This window comes from Clostridium sp. OM05-5BH (genome assembly GCF_003481505.1).
GTDB lineage: Bacteria > Bacillota > Clostridia > Lachnospirales > Lachnospiraceae > Otoolea > Otoolea fessa.
This window is the reverse complement of sequence record NZ_QULJ01000002.1, coordinates 261943-282574: the sequence shown is the minus strand read 5'-3', so window position 1 is coordinate 282574 and position 20632 is coordinate 261943. Positions and strand designations below refer to the sequence as shown.

Genomic DNA, 20632 nt, shown 5'->3' with positions numbered 1-20632 from the left:
CTCAATCGAATTTTTTTACATCCCCATTTCGTTTTATCTTCTACGCCAGCATCATCCGGTCATTATCAAATGCCTTCTTCTTTTTCTCCGCATAACAGTCTAAAAGGTCATTCACCCCCATTTTCGCTCTCTCCTCACCGCCCAGATCCAGGATGATCCGCCCTTCATCGAGCATGATCGTCCGATTTCCAGTCGTGAGCGCCTGCGACAGATTGTGGGTGATCATCAGCGTCGTCAGGTGGTTTTCCGACACAATCGACCGCGTGATCTCCATGACCTTATCCGCCGTCGCCGGGTCAAGCGCCGCTGTGTGCTCATCCAGAAGAAGGAGCTTTGGCATGACAAGCGTACACATGAGAAGCGTCACAACCTGTCTCTGACCACCTGACAGAAGCCCTACCTTCGTCTTCATACGGTTTTCCAGATCCATATGGTACTTCTCAAGCTCTGTCCGGAATAGATCCTTTTCCTGTTTGCGGACCGCACTTCGAAATGGCTTCCGATCCTTCCGGGTATATGCCAGCGCCAGATTTTCCTCGATCGTCAGATGTGGCGCCGTTCCTTTCATCGGATCCTGGAACACGCGCCCGATCTGGCGCGCCCTACGATGCTCCGACAGAAAAGTGATATCCTGACCATCCAGGAAAATCTGTCCATGATCCAGCCAGTAATTGCCGCAGATCGCATTAAAAAGCGTCGATTTTCCCGCTCCGTTGGAACCGATGATCGTCACGAACTCCCCATCATCCAGATGCAGGTCCAGTCCGTTCAAAGCGTGGTGCTCGCTCGCCGTACCAGCGGAAAATACTTTGGTTGCCTGTTTTACATCTAACATAGTACATCTCCATCTTTTATCCCTGTTTGTAACTGCTTTCCAGGTTATTATTTACACATATCTTTTTCTCTCGTCCGCTTCATCTTTGAAAGCCCCATCTGATAACGGAGCGCCGGAAGCGCCAGCGCCGCCGCTACGATGCACGCTGATACCAGTTTTAACGCATATGCCGGAAAAATCTGGCTCTTGGTTGCCGCTGCGATGATATAACGGTAGATGATCGAACCGAAAATCGAGGAAAAAAATCCGATTTCCAGACCTCTTTTTCCAACAATCACCTCGCCAATGATGACCGATGCCAGGCCTACGACCAGCATACCGGAACCGGAGTTTACATCCGCAAATCCCTGATACTGGGCAATCAGACCGCCGCTGACCGCTACCAGTGCATTGCTGAATGCCAGCGCCGTGATTTTCATCGCGTCTACATTGATGGAGGACGCGCTCACCATCGCCTCATTATCGCCCGTCGCCCGGATGCAGAGTCCCAGATGCGTCCGGAAGAAAAGAATCAGCAGCACCAGGCAGACTGCTGCTGCCGCGATCGCAATCACGAGTCTTGCCGCCTCTTTTGAAAGTCCCAGGCTTTCTGCCGCTTTAAATACGGTCGGAACATTAATGAGGGAAATATTCGGGCTGCTTCCCATCACAATCAGGTTGATGGTGTAAAGCCCGCACATTGTGAGGATGCCAGCTAATACCGCATGAATCCCCATCTTCGTCTGGAGTACGCCTGTCACACAGCCAGCCAGCGCCCCGGCCACAGCTGCTGCCACGATCCCGGCAACCGGATGCCCCGCCAGCGTGCAGACCGCCGAGGCTGCCAGTCCCAGCGTAAAACTCCCCTCCGCCGTCAGATCCGGAATATTTAAAATGCGGAATGTGACGTATATTCCAAGCGCCAGTATTCCATATAAAAATCCCAACTGCAGGGATCCGATCACCAGTGTCATGTGTGCTTCCTCCTATTTTCAAGTTCGTTTGTAATTACTCCGCAAATTTCCACAATCAATGAATGTGCGTACCAGCCAGACTGCTATATATCTTACTCCGCATCCTTTACAAAGGTTGCCTCGTTCTGCACCTCATCCGAGAATGTGATTTCCAGTGCATCGGCTGTATCCTGATTGATTACCATATTGGAAGCCGGTACCACAACAGCTGCAATATCCTCAATCGCAGTTCCGTTTAAGTATTCCAGTGCCATATCTGCGGTCTGTGCGCCGATCTCGGTATCGCTGATCGCAATCGTTGCAAATGCACCGGAATCAACCATAACAGCGGAGCTTCCATATACCGGAATCTTCGCATCTCTTGCCACTTCCGTTACCATCGGCATTGCACTCTGGATGACACTGTCATTCGGTACGAAAATCGCGTCAACCTCGCCCGCTAAAGACTGTGCCGCCTGCTGTACTTCAGATGAGTTCGTAACAACCGCCTCTTTATAGGAAAGTCCCTGATCGTCTAAATATTTTTTTGCGTTCTCCACGGTGCTGACGGAATTGATCTCGCTTGTATTATACAACATTCCGTAGGTCTTACAATCTGGTGTCAGCTTATCGCTCAGTGCGAAAATATCCTCAACCGGAATCGCATTGGAAGTACCGGTTGCATTCTTATCCGGCTTTTCCATATCGGTAATGACACCCGCGCCGACCGGATTGGAAACAGCGATAAAGAATACCGGAATATCCGTCTCCAGGTTTACCATCGCCTGGGTCGCCGGGGTCGCAATCGTTGCAATCAGGTCAACACCGCTGTCTGCCATCTCCTGGCAGATGGTATTCAGCGCTGCCGCATCGCCCTGTGCATTTTTGTAAACAATATCGACTTTACCACCTGTATATTTTTCAGTCAGCTCCTCCGAGAAACCATCGCGCATATCTGCAAATGCACCGTTATCAATCATCTGGATCACGCCAACCTTGATATCGCCCTTTGCCTCGCTGGCTGCTGCCTCCGATGCATCTCCATTTTCAGAAGCCGCCTCAGAATCCGCCGCTGCTGTCGTCTCTGCCGCATTCGAGCCGCCACAGCCTGCCATCGTCAGTGCCATTGCCGCTGCCATCGCTGCTGCTGTGCCTCTTTTTGCCATCATTCCAAATCCATTCATTTTTCTCATAATACTCTCCCTTTCCGCCATCCTGGCTCTCGCTGATTTTGATTCCCAACGAAATATAAAATCCCCGGCGCAGACAAACTCCTGCGCCGGGGACGAATAAACAAATATCGTGGTGCCACCCCTGTTCTCAGACCTTCAAACTTTATATATAAAAAGCAGATATTCTCACACAATGGAAAATATCTGCCATCCAGTCTGACTCATTCTACGGTACGGAAAACATAGACGTGATTGATAATGCGAAATCAGATATGCTCTCGATACCCTACTCTTTAACGCAGAGTTACGGCTGCAGCTACTCGAATCACTCTTTCACCTCGCATCTCCCAAATCCATTCCATACAGCCCTTCATACCGGTTTCCACCAAGCCCGGCTCTCTGTGATGTACCTCTGTATGTACTCGTTTTGTTCATTGACTTTGTAGTGTCGTATTTAATTTTTTCATAGTTTACCACTATGTTTTTAAGTTGTCAACCCTATTTTCGAATTTTTCTTTATCATCGGCAAAATCGGGTTACTGTTCACAGGTAGGCACTTTTGGAACCGAAAGTGCCGTAAGAAAACGTGGTGGCAGCAGGAATTTGCCCTATTTAAATGCGAAGCCACGGCAAATTCCGTTACTGGGCACGTATGCGTGAACAGTAACAAAATCGGCTACCCGCGCGTTGCTGTACGGCACTTACAGTTTCAAACGTGCCCATTTGCGAGGATATATTAGAACAATACTTCTCCGATAATCTCCACCGCATCGCTGATGCAGTCCGGACAGGCACGCAGCACATTTCCCGTTTCCACACCCTTCAAATCCCTACAGACCACGCTCTGGTTCTTCTCAAGGAAACGCGCGATGCACTCTCTGGCATCCTTATAAGAAACCGCCTTCGAATTCGCCAGCTCCAGATCCCCGGTACTATCCTTCAGCCCCGCCAGCACAGCCGCCGCCGAAATGGCCCCGCAGGTACCATTCATGCCGCCCATGCCAAGACCAAGCCCCTCCGTCACCTTAAACAGCGCCACCTTGTCCAAATCCACCTTATCCGCAAACGCACACGCCACCGACTGGGCACAATTATACCCCATTGCATGAAACTGAGCCGCCTGCTGCTGACGCGCTGAAATTTCCTCTTTTGTCATACTGATACCTCCTGAAATTTTCTTAATCTGCTAAATTTTTTATATTGTACTATTTATGCCAATTATAACATACATTTCCACTTTTTAAACACCCCAAAAAGCATACAACATACAGCGCCAGAAGCCAAATGCCCTCCGTTGCATTTGCAGGAGTCTTAGTAACTCTTGGCTCGCAGAGATTTGTGTTAGAGTTCAAAATACACCTGTCTGAGCGAAGCGAGTTTGTATTTTGGACTCTGCTTTTAACAAATCTATGCAAGCCTAGTGTTACCGGCTCCGAAACCGCAACGGAGGGCATTTGGCTTCTGGCGTGTCACCTTGCCATTTTTATGCATTTCTATATATTTCTATTTCATCAGCGTAACCATAACCGCCTTCTGGGCATGCAACCGGTTTTCCGCCTCTTCAAAGATCTCAGACGCATGTTCTTCAAAGATCTTCTCGGTAATCTCCTGTCCACGGTAAGCCGGCAGACAGTGCATTACCATCGCCCCCGGTTTAGCCGCAGCCATCAGTTCATCATTGATCTGATATCCCTGGAATGCCTGCTGGCGGATCTTCTTCTCTTCTTCCTGACCCATGGAAGTCCATGTATCTGTGATGACAACGTCTGCATTTTCCACTGCCTTGATCGGATCATTTACCAGTGTAAATGCGTCATTGCCAGCTGCGAAATCCAGCACTTCTTTCGCCGGACGGTAATTATCCGGAGTTGCGATAGATACCTGCATATCCGATTTCAGACCGCCTACGATCAGGGAGTTCGCCATGTTGTTGCCGTCGCCGATGTAACACATCTTGAGCCCTTTCAGTACGCCGTATTTCTCACGGATCGTCATCAGGTCAGCCAGTACCTGGCACGGATGGCAGAAATCAGTCAGACCGTTGATGATCGGGATAGAACCGTATTTTGCCAGATCCTCCACTTCTTTCTGCTCGTAGGTACGGATCATGATGCCGTCCAGATAACGGGAGAGTACGCGTGCGGTATCCTGTACCGGCTCACCGCGTCCGATCTGTAAGTCGCGGGAGGAAAGGAACAATGCCTGTCCGCCGAGCTGGAACATACCGGTCTCAAACGAAACTCTGGTACGGGTGGATGACTTCTGGAAAATCAGACCGATGGATTTGCCCTCCAGAAGACGATGTGAAATGTGATGTTTCCGCTCATATTTTAACTGATCTGCCAGATCCAGAATCGAGGTAATCTCCTCCGGTGTGCAGTCCAACAGCTTTAATAAATGCTTCATGTCTAAAATACCTCCCTCATAGCAGCGATTGCCTCGTCCATCTCCTCTTTCGTAATAACAAGCGGCGGAAGCAGACGGATCGCCTCTGTACCGGCTGTCAGAACCAGGACGCCTTTCTCCATCAGCTGACTGACCATCGCAGCTCTCTCGTCTTTGTCCACTACGATGCCTAACATCAGTCCCATGCCGCGAACGGTTTTTACCTTCGGAGAGCCGATCGCTAAAATCTCCTTTTTCAGGTACTCGCCCTTTTCCTGAACCGATTTCAGGAATTCCGGCTTATTTACGATATCTAATACAGTATTGGCAGCCGCACAGCAGAGCGGATTGCCGCCGAAGGTTGTACCGTGCGTACCGGCACCCAGTACATCCTGGCATTTCTTATCCGCCATGACAGCACCGATCGGAACGCCGCCGCCGAGTCCTTTTGCCATGCTGATGATGTTCGGTTGAACGCCGTACTGCTCATAGCAGAACAGGCTTCCGGTACGTCCGATGCCCGTCTGAACCTCGTCAATCAGAAGCAGGATGTCCTTCTCCTTGCAGATCTCGGCAGTTGCCTGTACAAATTCCTTATCAAGCGGAAGGACGCCGCCCTCGCCCTGAATCATCTCCATCATGACAGCGCAGGTCGTATCATCAATCTTGCGCTTCATGTCTTCGATATCATTGGCTGCCGCATAATCAAATCCTTCCGTGAATGGGAAGAAATACTGATGAAACTTGTCCTGTCCGGTTGCCTTTAATGTCGTCACGGTACGTCCGTGGAAGGACTGTTTCAGCGTGATAATTTTATTTCTTCCCTCGCCGTATTTGTCAAAGGAATACTTTCTTGCCAGCTTGATCATGCCCTCGTTGGCTTCCGCACCGGAGTTTGCAAAAAAGATTTTTCCCATTCCGGCTGCATCGACCAACTTCTTTGCTGCCTGCACCATCGGCTCGGTGTAATACAGGTTGCAGGCGTGCATCAGCTTATGTGCCTGCTCCGATACCGCAGTTGTCAGCGCCTCGTTGTCATGGCCAAGACTGTTGACACCGATGCCGGAGGTCAGATCAATGTATTTCTTTCCCTCCGTATCCCACAGCGTCGCGCCTTTTCCGTGATCCAGCGCAATCGGGAAACGTCCGTATGTGTGCATAATATAAGTTTCTTCGCCCTGTTTGATTTCTTCAAATGTCATAAAAATCCTCCATGCATCTTTCAAACTTTGTTTACGAGAACATGGTTCCTACACCGTCATCGCTCAAAAGCTCGACCAGAATCGAGTGCGGCACACGACCATCCTGGATATTGGCACGTTCTACACCCTGGCGTACTGCCTCAACACAGCAGTCTACCTTCGGAATCATGCCGCCAGAGATCACACCCTCTTTGATAAGTGCCGGAACCTCGGAAACTTTCAGTCTCGGAATCAATGTCGAATCGTCTTTCGGATCGCGCATCAGACCGCATACATCCGTCAGAAGAATCAATTTTTTCGCTTTCAGTGCCACCGCCAGCTTCTCCGCTGCCGTATCTGCATTGATGTTATAGTTTGTCTCCTCGTCCATGCCTGCTGCCACGGAGGAAACAACCGGGATAAAGCCCTCATTTAAAACATCGAGAACGACTTTCTCATTGACTTCTTTAATATCTCCCACATAGCCGTATTCCGTTCCATCCGGATCGACTAACTGGATCGCCTTGAAGAGTCCGCCGTCCATGCCGCCCAGACCAACGGCATGTCCGCCTGCTTTCTCAAACAGGGAAACAAGGTTTTTGTTAACCTTGCCGCAGAGAATCATCTGGACAATATCCATCGTCTCGCGGTCTGTGTAGCGCAGACCTTTGACAAATTTAGACTCTTTTCCGGTTTTTTTGAGCATCTCCGAAATCTCCGGACCGCCGCCGTGTACCAGCACGACCTTGATTCCTACCAGATTTAAAAGGACGATATCCTCGATCACCGCCTGCTTTAAATCTTCATTAATCATGGCGTTTCCGCCGTATTTTACAACGATAATTTTACCTGCATATTCCTGAATATAAGGCAGTGCCTCTACCAGGACTTCTGCGCTCATTTTTGATCCTGTTTTCATCACGTCCGATAATCTCCATTAATCTTCACATAATCATAGGTCAAATCGCATCCCCAGCAGGTAGCTCTTCCGCTGCCTTCCTGAAGTGTTACATTGATCTCCACTTCATCCTGGCTTAAGATTTTCTTTGCCAGATCTTCATCAAAATCAAGTCCTCTGCCGTCCTCACAGACCGCAATGCTGCCCTCTTTGGAAGCAAACTCGACTAACACTTTCTCCGTGTTAAACTCAGCTCCGGAATAGCCCATCGCGCAGAGAACGCGTCCCCAGTTCGCATCGGAACCGAACATTGCTGCTTTGGTCAGGGAAGAACCGGCGATGGATTTTGCCAGTACCTCGGCTGTCTCCTCGTCCTTCGCTCCCTTCACGGTACAGGTCATCAGCTTGCTTGCGCCCTCGCCGTCTGCCGCAATCTTACGAGCCAGATCCTGCATAACCGTCTGCAATGCCTCGCGGAATGCCTCGTATGCCGGATCTTCTGCAGTAATCTCCGCATTGCCAGCCATACCATTTGCCAGAACGGTACACATATCGTTGGTGGAAGTATCGCCGTCAACAGTCACACGGTTGAAGGTACGTTTTACATTGAATAACAGCGCCTTGCGGATCATCTCGCTGCTGACTGCACAATCGGTTGTGATGAAGCACAGCATCGTTCCCATATTCGGGTGAATCATGCCGGAACCTTTGCAGATACCGCCGATGTGGCAGGTTGTTCCATCTACATCAAATTCAACAGCGATCGTCTTCACTTTTGTATCGGTCGTCATGATCGCTTCTGCAGCTACCAGGGAGTTGTCATATTTCATCTCCATCTCGCCTGCATGAGCCTCGATCGCCTCAACCGGAAGCGTCTGACCGATGACGCCGGTCGATGCTACGATTACATTTTCCTCCGAAACGCCCAGCGCTCGCGCGCCTGCCTTTGCCTGTCTTCTTGCATTCTCCATGCCAAACGGAGCGCACGCATTCGCATTACCGGAATTGACAATAACCGCCTGTGCCTTTCCGTCGGCCAGATGTTCCTTTGTCAGTAAAATCGGCGATGCCTTGACGCGGTTGGTCGTATAAACCGCCGATGCGTTGCAGACACAGTCCGAAAGGATCATCGCCAGATCCTTTTTTGTATGAGATTTGCGGATTCCGCAGCGCATCGCACCCGCTTTAAATCCTTTTGCAGCACAAACGCCGCCTTCGATTATCTTCATATGACATTCCTCCTGTCATTTTTAATGTACTCTCGGAATCTTTCTGTGCTTGATTTTGTGAGATGTTTTTTTGTCAGTTGTGCCCAAATTTCTGAGGCGTACGCGGTGCGTACGTTGATGAAATTCGGGTGCAGCTGGCGGAAAATCAGCCACAAAAGCAAGTGCAGAAAGACTCCGAGAGTACATTTTTATATAACTTCGTCTCTATAGTCCCCCGCAGCTATTTTATGATTTTATCTCTCAACCCCTCTATAGTGCCAGTCCAGTTGTCTCCTCAAATCCGAGCATCAGGTTCATGTTCTGAACGGCTGCGCCTGAAGCACCCTTTCCAAGATTATCAAAGAGCGCCGTCACCATGGTCTGTTCCCCGTGACCATTGACAATCAGCTCCAGACTGTCTCGGCCTGCCATATCTGCCGCCGCGATCATACCGTCATATCCAAACGGATGTACCTTAATGAGCTTCTGTCCGTCATACCAGCCAGCCAGCTTCTCGTAGATATCTTCCGCGGTCGGCTTCCCCGGAAGCAGGCGGTTCTGAAGCTGAATCGTGACTGCCATTCCTTTATAGTAGTCATCCACGATCGGACTGAATACCGGCGGGAAGTCCAGTCCGCAGATTTTCTGCATTTCCGGCAGATGTTTATGTTTCAGAGTCAGGCCATAGATACGGGGTGCAAAATAACTCTGCGGCTTCTCTGGGGATTCATACTCGGCAATCATCTTTTTGCCGCCGCCCGAATAGCCAGTCAGCGAAAATACCGTCATCGGATAATTCTTCGGAATCACGCCCTGTGCAACCAGCGGATACGTTGAAGTGATAAATCCGGTCGCATGACAGCCTGGATTCGCTACGCGGTTCGATTTCTGAATTGCCTCGCGATGTGCATTCGAAAGCTCTGCCATACCATACGTCCATCCGGCTGCCGTCCGGTGTGCGGTAGAGGCATCGATGATACGTGCCTTGGAACCTTCTGCCAGCGCAACCGCATCGATCGCCGCCATATCCGGCAGACACAAGAATACAATATCTGCTGCGTGAATCAGTTTCCGCCGTTCTTCACTGTCTTTCCGCTTTTCTTCATCAATCAGAAGCAGTTCGATATCCTCTCTCCCGGCCAGACGATCATAAATCTGCAGTCCGGTTGTTCCTTCTTTTCCGTCTATATAAATCTTCGGTTTCGCCATTGTTCGTCCCCCGTTTCCTGTCCTACTCCTGAACCTTGTGTTCGCTTACAAACTTCTCAATCACCAAAATCTGACGGGTTACTTCCTCCGGAGCCGGTCCACCAATCACCTTACGTCCACGTACACAGGTCTTTAAGTCTATCGCTTCATATACGTCATTCTCAAAGGCATCCGAATGCGTCTTGTACTCTTCCAGAGTCAGATCGGCTAAAGACTTGTCCTCACGTACACACTGTGCAACCAGCTGTCCGACTGTCTTGTATGCATCACGGAACGGCATTCCCTTCTTGGTCAGGTAATCTGCACAGTCCGTTGCGTTGATGAAGCCTTTCAGAGCCGCTTTCTTCATATTGTCTTTCAGGATCTGCATCGTGGAGAACATTGGAGTCAGCACGCGCAGGCACTGTTTTACGGTGTCAATCGCATCAAAGACAGCCTCTTTGTCTTCCTGCATATCTTTGTTGTATGCCAGCGGAATGCCCTTTAACATTGTAAGAAGAGTAAATAAATCGCCGTAGACACGTCCTGTCTTGCCGCGGACCAGCTCGCATACATCCGGATTTTTCTTCTGGGGCATAATGGAAGAACCGGTGGAGAATGCATCATCCAGCTCTACAAACTTGAACTCCCAGGAGCACCAGGAAATAATTTCCTCAGAGAAACGGGACAGATGCATCATCAGGATGGATAAAGCGGCTGTCAGCTCCACGCAGTAATCGCGGTCAGAAACACCATCCAGGGAGTTGTTGGTCACTCTGGCAAAACCAAGCTGCTGGCGTACAAAATCACGGTCAATCGGATATGTGGTGGAAGCCAGTGCGCCTGAGCCGAGCGGCATATCATCCATGCCCTCTAAGCAGTTTTCCAGACGGATCACATCGCGGCGCATCATATTGGCGTATGCCATCATATAATGTCCAAATGTAACCGGCTGTGCCCGCTGCAGGTGCGTATACCCCGGCATAACAGTCTCCAGATTATTTTTCGCGCTCTCACAGAGTGCTTCCATGAAATCGATGATTTCTTTCTTGATTGCCACGATCTCTTTCTTCACGTAAAGACGCATATCCAGTGCAACCTGATCATTTCTGGATCTCGCCGTATGAAGACGTTTTCCGGCATCGCCGATGCGCTCGGTCAGAATCCGCTCTACATTCATATGAATATCCTCATAATCCTGTGAGAAATGAATCTTGCCTGCCTCGATATCCGCTAAGATACCTTTCAGTCCTTCGATAATCTTGTCTGATTCTTCCTTCGCAATGATGCCCTGCTTGCCCAGCATAGCCGCATGGGCCATGGAGCCTGTGATATCTTCCTTATAAAGACGACAGTCAAAGGAAATCGATGAGTTAAAATCATTCACCTCCAGATCCGTCTCTTTTCCGAATCGTCCTGCCCATAACTTTGCCATAAGTGTAAACTCCTTTTTATTCTCTGATTTAGAACCAATGCGACCATTGGAACCGGCAGATACCGGAAAACCAATGGTCACCATCGGCTGCGGGCTTGTCGCCTGCAGATTATTTATTATTTTCCTAAATTACTCTACGCCTGGAAAATGCTCGCCGGTCTTTGCTGCCAGAACTTCGTCGTTCAGGGCGCGAACCTTGATCGGAAGTCCAAACAGGTTGATGAATCCAGCGGAATCTGCCTGATCGTAGCAGTCATCCTCATCGAAGGTAGCCATACCTGCGGAATACAGGCTGTACGGGGATGTAACAGATGCCGGAATAATGTTGCCCTTGTAGAGTTTCAGTTTTACATCACCGGTTACGGTCTCCTGTGTGGAATCAACAAATGCGCTCATCGCCTTGCGAAGCGGTGTGTACCACTGACCGTTGTATACTAACTCAGCGAACTTGAGAGCCAGCTGCTGTTTGTAGTGCTGTGTCTCTTTGTCCAGAGTGATTTCTTCCAGTTTCTCATGAGCTTTGTAAAGGATAGCTCCACCAGGAGTCTCATATACACCACGGCTCTTCATGCCAACCAGACGGTTCTCTACAATATCCAGAAGTCCGCAGCCGTTCTCACCGCCTACCTTGTTCAGAACCTCGATTACCTTCTCTGCATCCATCTCCTCGCCGTTTACACTGGTCGGAACACCTTTCTCGAAGTGGATGGTTACATAAGTAGCTTTATCCGGTGCATTCTCCGGAGATACGCCTAACTCAAGGAATCCAGGTTTGTTGATCGGAGCCTCGTTTGCCGGATCCTCCAGATCCAGACCCTCATGGGACAGATGCCACAGGTTCTTATCCTTGGAGTAGTTGGTCTCTTTCGTAATCTTTAACGGAATGTTGTGAGCCTCTGCGTACTCGATCTCTTTTTCACGGGAATTCAGTTCCCAGAAACGCCACGGAGCAATAACATCCATCTGCGGAGCAAATGCCTTGATAGCCAGTTCGAAACGAACCTGATCGTTTCCTTTACCGGTACAGCCGTGGCAGATAGCGTCTGCGCCCTCTTTCTTCGCAATTTCAACGATTCTCTTAGCGATAATCGGACGAGCGAAGGAAGTACCTAACAGGTAATGCTCATAAGTAGCGCCAGCCTTCATGGTCGGGATGATGTACTCATCTACGAACTCTTTCTTCAGATCCTCGATGTACAGCTTGGAAGCACCTGTCTTTAATGCCTTCTCTTCCAGACCATCCAGCTCCGCACCCTGACCTACGTCAGCGGAAACTGCGATAACCTCACAGCCATAGTTTTCTTTCAGCCACGGGATTAAAACCGATGTGTCCAGACCGCCTGAATATGCAAGAACAATTTTATTATATTTCTTAGCCATTTTTTATTTCCTCCAATCATTTGCCTGCGTGATGCTTTTTTCTTTGTCCATCCAGTCAACTAAGACCGGCAGATTTATATGCCTCACGTGAAATTACCCAGATTATACCTCCTTGATCCTAATTATGCAATACTTTTTTTGCATTTTTATGAATAATTTTTGTATAAAAACGTGTTTTATGCATTTTTCATGTGTTTTATGCATAAAAATAACATTTACGGACTTCATTTATATGCTATGCTACATGATAGGTATAAGTATTATAAATAAGTGGTACTGTGTGTGTACAGTAACATGGTACTGCCCTTCCTGCATTCTAAAATATGCATCTTGATTTAAAATGTCAAAATTGCTATTATAATGTAAGAATAAAATGAAAGCATTCGAAAGGATAAAAACCATGACGATCAATGAAAAAGCACTCGAACTTCATGAAAAATGGAACGGCAAGCTCGATACCGTCTCCAAAGTACAGGTAAAAACCAGAGAGGATCTGGCTCTGGCATACACACCGGGCGTTGCAGAACCATGTAAGGTAATTGCCAAAGATCCGGAAGCTGCATACCGCTACACCATCAAGTCCAACACTGTAGCCGTTGTCTCCGACGGAAGCGCCGTTCTGGGACTTGGCAATATCGGACCGTTAGCAGCTATGCCGGTTATGGAAGGAAAAGCCGTTCTGTTTAAAGAGTTCGGCGGCATCAATGCATTCCCGATCTGCCTCGACACACAGGACACCGAGGAGATCATCGAGACAGTTGTCCGCATTGCCCCGGCATTCGGCGGTATCAACCTGGAGGACATCTCCGCACCGCGCTGCTTTGAGATCGAGGAACGTTTAAAGAAACTGTTAAACATTCCGGTTTTCCACGATGATCAGCACGGAACCGCCATCGTCGTACTGGCAGGCATCATCAACGCCCTGAAAGTAACCGGCAAGAAGAAGGAAGACTGCCGCGTCGTTGTCAACGGCGCCGGAAGCGCAGGCGTTGCCATTACCAAACTGCTCTTAAACTACGGATTCCCGCATATCACCATGTGTGATAAGACCGGTATGCTCTGCAAGGGCATGGAAGGGCTTAACTGGATGCAGGAAAAGATGGTCGAAGTTACCAACTTAGAGCACAAGACGGGCACACTTGCCGATGCATTAAAAGGCGCTGACATCTTCGTAGGCGTGTCTGCTCCGGGCATCGTTTCCCAGGAGATGGTTGCTTCCATGAATAAGGATTCCATTCTCTTCGCAATGGCAAACCCGGTACCGGAGATCATGCCGGATCTGGCAAAAGCTGCTGGTGCAAGAGTCGTAGGAACCGGACGTTCCGATTTCCCGAACCAGGTCAACAACGTTCTCATCTTCCCAGGCATCTTCCGCGGCGCTCTGGAAGGACGCGCAACCGCTATCACCGAAGAAATGAAACTGGCTGCTGCCAACGCAATTGCTGCTCTGGTTGATGACAGCGAATTGAGCGACGAGAACATTCTTCCGGCAGCATTTGATCCGCGTGTAGCTGACGCTGTTTCCAAGGCTGTGAAGGAACACATTAAGAAATAAACGTAACAATTCAAGCGATTCTCGCATTTACCGTAAGAACCGCACAAAATTTGCACAGTTACGAAATAATAATAAAGGAGTTTTTCCATGCTGGCTGAACCGATGACACTTTACAAACTGATGAATCTCTATATGCTGCACCAGGTCAATTTTCCGCTGACCAACGCGCAGCTCTCCAATTTTTTCCTGGATCGTGAGTACACCACGTATTTCACACTCCAGAAGGCCTTGAACGAGCTTCTGGATGCAGGTCTGGTAAAAAAGGAGACGATGCGGAACAGCTCCCGCTATGAGATCACTAAGGAGGGCGAGGAAACGCTGGAATTTTTCGGCAAAAACATCTCTCCTGCCATCGTCAGCGACATGGATGAATACCTGAAACAGAACCGCTTCCGCATGCGAAACGAGGTAGGACTGATCTCCGATTTCTATAAATCGACCAATCAGGACTACATCGTTCACTGCGAGGTGCGGGAAGGAAAAGCCGTTCTTGTCAATCTCGATATCTCCGTTCCGGATAAGGAGCAGGCGGAAATCATGTGCAATCACTGGAAGGATCGAAGCCAAGAGATTTATGCTTATGTGATGAAATCTTTGATGAGTGAGCATGGGGTGGAGAAAAAATAAAGACGATAAAAAATCGCATACGAGACGAAAAAGAGAGTCCTCCGCGTGATTGCAAAATCACACGGAGGACTCTCTTTTTCTGTTTAGTTTCAAGCAAAAAACAAGGTCTGCGTCTGACATTTTATGCCTTTTTGCAAACCTTGTCTTTTCTTTCCATTTATATTACTTTTTCTAGATCTATAACAACACCATAAAAAGCTCTATTACTCTACCGTAACACTCTTCGCCAGGTTTCTAGGCTTATCTACATCCAGTCCCTTCGATACACTTACATAATATCCCAGCAGCTGCAGCGGCACAACCGCTAAGCTCGGTGTGAAGTGCTCGTCAGTCTTCGGTATATAGACTGCGAAATCGACGGTGTCTTCAATATTGTAGTTGCCTGCAGTTGTGAGTCCCATGAGGTAGGCGCCGCGGCATTTTACTTCTACCATGTTGCTGATCATCTTCTCATACAGGGCTTCCTGGGTCAGGATGCTGACTACGAGGATACCATCCTCAATCAGGCTGATGGTTCCGTGTTTTAATTCTCCGGCTGCATACGCTTCGGAATGGATGTAGCTGATCTCTTTTAATTTCAGGCTGCCTTCCATGCTGACTGCGTAGTCGATGCCGCGGCCGATGAAGAACACGTCTTTTGCATTGGCATATTTCGCTGCGAACCACTGGATGCGTTCTTTGTCATCTTCGAGCAGCTTCGCGATCTGATCCGGCAGTTCCTGCAGGGCTGCAAGGAGTTCTTCATATTTTTCTTCTGTGATCGTACCGCGCACATGGGCAAACTGCACGCCCAGAAGATATCCGGCAACCAGCTGTGTGCTATATGCCTTGGTGGTCGCCACCGCAATCTCCGGACCTGCCAATGTGTAGAAAATATGATCTGCCTCACGCGCAATCGTGGAACCTACTACATTGACAATCGCCATCGTAGGAACGCCCTGGCTCTTTGCCAGACGCAGGGCTGCCAGGCTGTCGGCTGTCTCGCCCGACTGGCTGATGATGATAACCAGACTGTTCTCTTCCAGAATCGGGTTCCGGTAACGGAACTCGGAAGCCAGCTCGACGCGGACCGGAATACGCGCCAGATCTTCGATCACATACTGCGCTGCCACGCCTGCATGGTAAGCAGAACCACACGCTACGATATAAATACGCTTTAACGAACGAATGACATCATCGGAAAGTCCCGCCTCGGTCAGGTCAATATGACCATCGCGAATGACTGAATTTAATGTATCCCGAACCGCACGCGGCTGTTCATGGATCTCCTTAATCATGAAATGCTCATAACCTCCCTTTTCAGCAGCTTCTGCATCCCACTCAATCGTCACAAGTTCTTTCTGAATCTCTTCCTGATCAATATTATAGAAAGTAACCTCTCCCTTATGTAAGCGTCCCAATTCCTGATTGCCGATATAGTATACCTTGCGGGTATATGGAAGCAGGGGCGGAACATCCGACGCGATAAAGGATTCACCCTCGCCTACTCCGATGATCATCGGGTTATCCTGACGGGCTACAAAGATCTCCTCCGGATAATCCTTAAACATAACCGCCAGTGCATACGTGCCACGGATACGCATCATCGCACGCGCCATCGCATCGAGCGGTCCCTCGTTGTATTTCTTATAATAATGATCGATCAGCTTTACAGCCACCTCTGTATCAGTATCTGAATAAAACGTATATCCATTTTTAATCAGTTTTTCGCGAATTTCCTGATAGTTTTCGATAATACCATTGTGAACCGCTACCACGCTGCGGTCATCCGTGCAGTGCGGATGTGCATTGTTCTCAGACGGCTCCCCGTGTGTCGCCCAGCGGGTATGACCGATACCGCAGTTGCCCCGCATTGCGCGTCCATTGTCTGTTTTCTCTGCCAGCGCGCGCAGACGTCCCTTCGCCTTTACAACCTCCGGTACACGTTCTCCGTCTCTGACTGCCAGACCTGCTGAATCGTATCCACGATATTCAAGCTTCTCCAGACCCGCTAATAAGATCGGAGCCGCCTGCTGGTCTCCTGTATATCCTACGATACCACACATACAATTATTCCTCCTTTTTCCAACCAGGCGAGCCGCTGCCATCATACCGCCTCAGACACTCCCGCCTTCGTATCTCTATCTCAAGAATATGATAAATCTATTGATTCTTCAAAATAGAATCTTCTATAAAATATGTCGTTTATCCCTAAATAGCGCCTGACCGGCACCTTCGATATAGACTTTCTTCTCAGTCATGTACATATTCTGTCTCATTATACCAAAAAAGAATCTTCTTGTCAGCATTTGCTGTAATATTTTCGTCAGTCATCATATAGACACATCTCATTTTAAAACCCTCCGCTATAAGCAGTCACATATTTCTTCTGCATATCTGCCTGTAAAATAACGATTGTCCACGACAACTATTTTTTATACAGGAGGTTTCATCATGAAAAACGAAACAATGTACTTTAACGATCTTCTTTCCATCTGGCTGGAAAAGCAGAAACAGGCGCGAGCCCTGTCTACCTATGTGAAATACCGGCATCTGGCAGACCGTTATATCTCCCCTTATTTTAGATCCATCCAGCTTTCAAAGGTCGATCTGCCTATGCTTCAGACATTCCGCAATTCCCTTTTATCCCCGGATTCCCTGCATCCGCTTGGGAACGGAACTATCCGCTGTATTCTTCTGCTCGTCAACTCCATTCTGCGTCTTTCCTATGAAACCGGGCAGACAAACGGCATTCTCTATCTCCCGCCCCGTCTTCCAAAAAAGCGCCCGGAAGTACCTGTTTTTACCCTTCAGGAACAGGAACAGCTCGAACACTATCTAACTGCCCATACAGGAGTCTCCGAAGCCGTCATCTATCTGGGACTCTATACAGGGCTGCGGGTTGGAGAACTCTGCGCCCTGCGTTGGGAAAATATTCATTTTTCCGATCGCTATCTCCATGTCCGACACACGGTGCAGCGCCTGACGCGCCTTGACACAACCCATAAATCAGAACTCATTTTATCCGGTCCCAAAAGCATCTCCTCCAACCGTTTGGTTCCCCTGCCCGCTTTCCTTCTGCCGATCCTACAGCCATATTCTCATCCGGAACACCCGGATTATTTTCTGCTGTCACAATCTGCCAGCTCCCCGATGGATCCGCGAACCTTCCAGAATCACTACCAGCGCATTCTATCACAAGCCGGACTGCGCTATCTGAATTTTCATGCAATCCGGCACACGTTTGCCACCCGCTGTATCACAAATGGCATGGATCCCAAAACGCTCAGCGAAATTCTGGGACACTCCGATTTGAAAGTCACGCTTGAATACTATTTTCATTCCTCTCTGGAATTCAAGAAAGAACAGATCGACCGCCTTACTGCTCTTTTTCCGGCCGTCCATACTTCTCTTCCAGATATGCCACATAATATGACGGATTAAAATCTTCCCCCGTCATATCGCGCAGGATCTGACGGCTGTCCTTCAATTTGCCATACTGGTGAATATTTTTCCGCAGATATTCGCGGATTTCTCCCAGGTTTCCAGCCTCCAGTAGTTTTTCTACCGGCAATTCCTTCTTCATCTGGTGATAAATCTGCGCGCCAAAGGCATTTCCTAATGCATAGGACGGAAAATAGCCGATCGATCCCTGTGACCAGTGAATATCCTGCAGTACGCCCTCCCGATCCGTGGACGGGCGTACTCCCAGGTATTCTTCATACTTATCATTCCAGATCTGCGGCAGTTTCTCCACCTCCAGATCCTCCTCAATCAGCATTTTCTCAATTTCATAGCGCACCAGCACATGCAGCGGATAAGAAAGCTCATCCGCTTCCGTCCGGATCAGCCCCCGAACGGTTCTATTAACCGCCGCCAGAAAATCCTCCAGACTCGTCTCCGTCAGCGGGCTTCCAAACATCTGCGCCACTTTTCCATAAATCGGTTTCCAGAATGCATGGCTGCGCCCCACGATATTTTCAAAGAAACGGGACTGGCATTCATGCATTCCCATCGAAGTTCCCTGCCCCACCAGCGTCTGTGTCAGGTCATCCCGGATGCCAAATTCATAGATAGCATGTCCCGTCTCATGCAGCACGGAAAAAATCGAAGAATCAATCCGTTTCTGATAATGCGTCGTGATCCGTACATCATGATTGTGCAGATTCGTCGTAAACGGATGGGCGCTGAGTGCCAGTACTCCCCGGTCAAAATCAAAGCCCTCATACTCTGCTAGGAAACGCGCCGCCTCTGCCTGCGCCGCCTCCGGATAATCTGCGGATAAAAAGGCGTCCGGAACCATCTTCGAGCGCTCTGCCGATTCTTTCAAAAGCGGCACAATTTTCCCTTTCATCAGCTCAAAAAATGGATCTAACATCTCCATATTAAAACCTTTTTCGTAGGTATCCAGCATCACATCGTAAAGCTTCTGTCCCGGCTTTGCCCGGTACGCCGCAAATTTCTTCTGATAGGAAATAATCTCCTTCAAAACAGGGGCAAATGAAGCAAAATCATTTTTCTCTCGCGCACGCGTCCAGATTCCCGTCGCACGCGCCGTAAGTTCTGCATACGCACGGTATTCCTCCGGCGGAATGCAGGAAAGCCGCTCCTGCTCCTCGGCTGCTTCCCGGAGAATTGCCGACTGCACCTCATCAAATACGCCCGCATTCTCTTTTTCTGCCTTCTGGCAGACATCCAGCAGCTCCTTAAAACGCATTGACGCCAGAATCTCCTGATACTGCTCCGAAAGTGAACCTATCACCCGCGCGGTATGCTCCGCTGCACCCTTCGGCGCCAGCGTCTCATCATCCCACTCAAACAAAACCATCGACGTCTGAAGCGCCATCGCCCGCTCCAAAAGAGACTGCAGCTCCTCAAACTGTTTTTTTACATTCTGATTCTTCTGTTCTGTCTGTGCCATTTTCCTGCCTCCTGTCTTTTTTTCGTAATTCTATCATCCAAATTCTGTGTATTTTTTAGGTTCCGCTGCACATATGCCTGCATTCTTTTGTAATATGAGCCATTTCCATCTTCATCATACCAGATTTTCTTTCTTCTGTTTCTTATATCTTTCTTATGATTTTTTACAGTTCACACATTGTACAAACTGTAACAGGATTTTCTCATGATGCCTTATGTGACTTTCCAATCTTGCATAATCATGCAAAACGCGGTATACTAAAACCAGTTTAAATCATATGCATAAAGCTGGTTCCCGGCACACGGATATACGCCACGAATCAACTTCCATGCACACACCAGGACAGGAGGGATTGCAGATGATCGAAGCAACGAGCTGCGGCGGTGTGGTTATATTTCGGGGAAAATTACTCGTTCTTTACAAAAACTACCGGAACAAATACGAAGGCTGGGTTCTTCCCAAAGGAACCGTAGAACCGGGCGAAGACTTCAAGCAGACCGCCCTCCGGGAGGTTCATGAGGAGACTGGCGTCGCCGCCTCCATCATCAAGTACATTGGCAAAAGCCAGTACACCTTCAACACCCCTCAGGATACCATCGAAAAGACCGTGCACTGGTATCTGATGATGGCGGACAGCTACTACAGCAAGCCGCAGCGCGAAGAATACTTCGTCGATTCCGGCTACTACAAATTTTACGAAGCCTACCACCTTCTGAAATTTTCCAACGAAAAACAGATCCTGGAAAAAGCCTACAATGAGTATCTGGATCTGAAAAAGGCAAATTTGTGGGGGAATCGGAAATACTTTTAATCACAAGAACAAAGAGGCTGTTGCAAAATCATTATCAAAAATAGATGATTGAGCGGCAGCTTCCATTTCTCTGCAAGCTAATCTGGGTTAAAATTCGCGGTTTTCCTGTTAAAAAAGGCTTTTCG

At 48.8% G+C, this 20632-nt stretch carries 17 protein-coding genes and 1 other annotated feature; of the genes, 4 read left to right on the top strand and 13 right to left on the bottom strand.

Going from position 1 to position 20632, the window contains the following annotated elements; genetic code table 11:
* Window positions 1-40 precede the first annotated feature (40 nt).
* From DXB70_RS03750 to DXB70_RS03700, 11 genes are all read right to left on the bottom strand, one after another.
* Window positions 41-835: an ATP-binding cassette domain-containing protein gene (locus DXB70_RS03750; protein ID WP_118672673.1), complete on the bottom strand. Its 795-nt coding sequence runs from the start codon at window positions 833-835 to the stop codon at window positions 41-43.
* A gap of 47 nt (window positions 836-882) precedes the next feature.
* Entirely contained in the window at window positions 883-1788 is a 906-nt protein-coding gene (locus DXB70_RS03745) for an ABC transporter permease (protein ID WP_118672672.1), read from the bottom strand.
* A gap of 92 nt (window positions 1789-1880) precedes the next feature.
* A complete protein-coding gene (locus DXB70_RS03740) occupies window positions 1881-2960 on the bottom strand; it encodes an ABC transporter substrate-binding protein (protein WP_243099897.1) in 1080 nt (359 codons plus the stop codon).
* Between the two features lie 85 nt (window positions 2961-3045).
* Window positions 3046-3383 (bottom strand) — a binding site (T-box leader).
* Window positions 3384-3675: 292 nt separating this feature from the next.
* Window positions 3676-4095 carry a C-GCAxxG-C-C family protein gene (locus tag DXB70_RS03735; protein ID WP_107000101.1) on the bottom strand — a complete coding sequence of 140 codons (420 nt, stop codon included), beginning with the start codon at window positions 4093-4095 and terminating at the stop codon, window positions 3676-3678.
* A 347-nt stretch (window positions 4096-4442) separates the two neighbouring features.
* Window positions 4443-5345: an ornithine carbamoyltransferase gene (gene argF, locus DXB70_RS03730; RefSeq protein WP_022358782.1), complete on the bottom strand. Its 903-nt coding sequence runs from the start codon at window positions 5343-5345 to the stop codon at window positions 4443-4445.
* Between the two features lie 2 nt (window positions 5346-5347).
* Window positions 5348-6526, bottom strand: a complete 1179-nt coding sequence (locus DXB70_RS03725; RefSeq protein ID WP_118672671.1) for an aspartate aminotransferase family protein — start codon at window positions 6524-6526, stop codon at window positions 5348-5350.
* A gap of 31 nt (window positions 6527-6557) precedes the next feature.
* Window positions 6558-7406 carry an acetylglutamate kinase gene (argB, locus tag DXB70_RS03720; RefSeq protein ID WP_233430166.1) on the bottom strand — a complete coding sequence of 283 codons (849 nt, stop codon included), beginning with the start codon at window positions 7404-7406 and terminating at the stop codon, window positions 6558-6560.
* Window positions 7407-7423: 17 nt separating this feature from the next.
* Window positions 7424-8632 carry a bifunctional ornithine acetyltransferase/N-acetylglutamate synthase gene (argJ, locus tag DXB70_RS03715; RefSeq protein ID WP_118482043.1) on the bottom strand — a complete coding sequence of 403 codons (1209 nt, stop codon included), beginning with the start codon at window positions 8630-8632 and terminating at the stop codon, window positions 7424-7426.
* Window positions 8633-8881: 249 nt separating this feature from the next.
* On the bottom strand, window positions 8882-9820 hold the full coding sequence (gene argC, locus DXB70_RS03710; RefSeq protein ID WP_118628701.1) for an N-acetyl-gamma-glutamyl-phosphate reductase: 939 nt from the start codon (window positions 9818-9820) through the stop codon (window positions 8882-8884).
* Window positions 9821-9842: 22 nt separating this feature from the next.
* Window positions 9843-11234 carry an argininosuccinate lyase gene (gene argH / locus DXB70_RS03705; RefSeq protein WP_118672750.1) on the bottom strand — a complete coding sequence of 464 codons (1392 nt, stop codon included), beginning with the start codon at window positions 11232-11234 and terminating at the stop codon, window positions 9843-9845.
* Window positions 11235-11363: 129 nt separating this feature from the next.
* The gene (locus DXB70_RS03700) at window positions 11364-12614 is read right to left on the bottom strand and encodes an argininosuccinate synthase (protein ID WP_118672670.1); all 1251 of its coding nucleotides are present in this window, start codon (window positions 12612-12614) and stop codon (window positions 11364-11366) included.
* Window positions 12615-13014: 400 nt separating this feature from the next.
* On the opposite strand from DXB70_RS03700, the gene DXB70_RS03695 reads away from it, so the two are divergent.
* On the top strand, window positions 13015-14169 hold the full coding sequence (locus tag DXB70_RS03695; RefSeq protein WP_118490588.1) for an NADP-dependent malic enzyme: 1155 nt from the start codon (window positions 13015-13017) through the stop codon (window positions 14167-14169).
* Window positions 14170-14256: 87 nt separating this feature from the next.
* On the top strand, window positions 14257-14796 hold the full coding sequence (locus DXB70_RS03690; protein ID WP_118490586.1) for a DUF4364 family protein: 540 nt from the start codon (window positions 14257-14259) through the stop codon (window positions 14794-14796).
* A 203-nt stretch (window positions 14797-14999) separates the two neighbouring features.
* Here DXB70_RS03690 and glmS read toward each other — a convergent pair whose 3' ends face one another.
* Window positions 15000-16841, bottom strand: a complete 1842-nt coding sequence (gene glmS / locus DXB70_RS03685) for a glutamine--fructose-6-phosphate transaminase (isomerizing) (RefSeq protein ID WP_107000109.1) — start codon at window positions 16839-16841, stop codon at window positions 15000-15002.
* Window positions 16842-17229: 388 nt separating this feature from the next.
* On the opposite strand from glmS, the gene DXB70_RS03680 reads away from it, so the two are divergent.
* Complete coding sequence (locus DXB70_RS03680) at window positions 17230-18219, top strand: site-specific integrase (protein WP_118523497.1); 990 nt, start codon at window positions 17230-17232, stop codon at window positions 18217-18219.
* Here DXB70_RS03680 and DXB70_RS03675 read toward each other — a convergent pair.
* Window positions 18155-19696 (bottom strand): carboxypeptidase M32, encoded by a 1542-nt coding sequence (locus DXB70_RS03675; protein WP_118672669.1) that lies wholly within the window; start codon window positions 19694-19696, stop codon window positions 18155-18157. The two genes, DXB70_RS03680 and DXB70_RS03675, sit on opposite strands and share 65 nt — an antisense overlap.
* 358 nt (window positions 19697-20054) lie before the next feature.
* Here DXB70_RS03675 and DXB70_RS03670 point away from each other — a divergent pair, with 358 nt between their 5' ends.
* Window positions 20055-20507 (top strand): NUDIX hydrolase, encoded by a 453-nt coding sequence (locus DXB70_RS03670; RefSeq protein ID WP_022358438.1) that lies wholly within the window; start codon window positions 20055-20057, stop codon window positions 20505-20507.
* The last annotated feature ends 125 nt before the right edge of the window (window positions 20508-20632 follow it).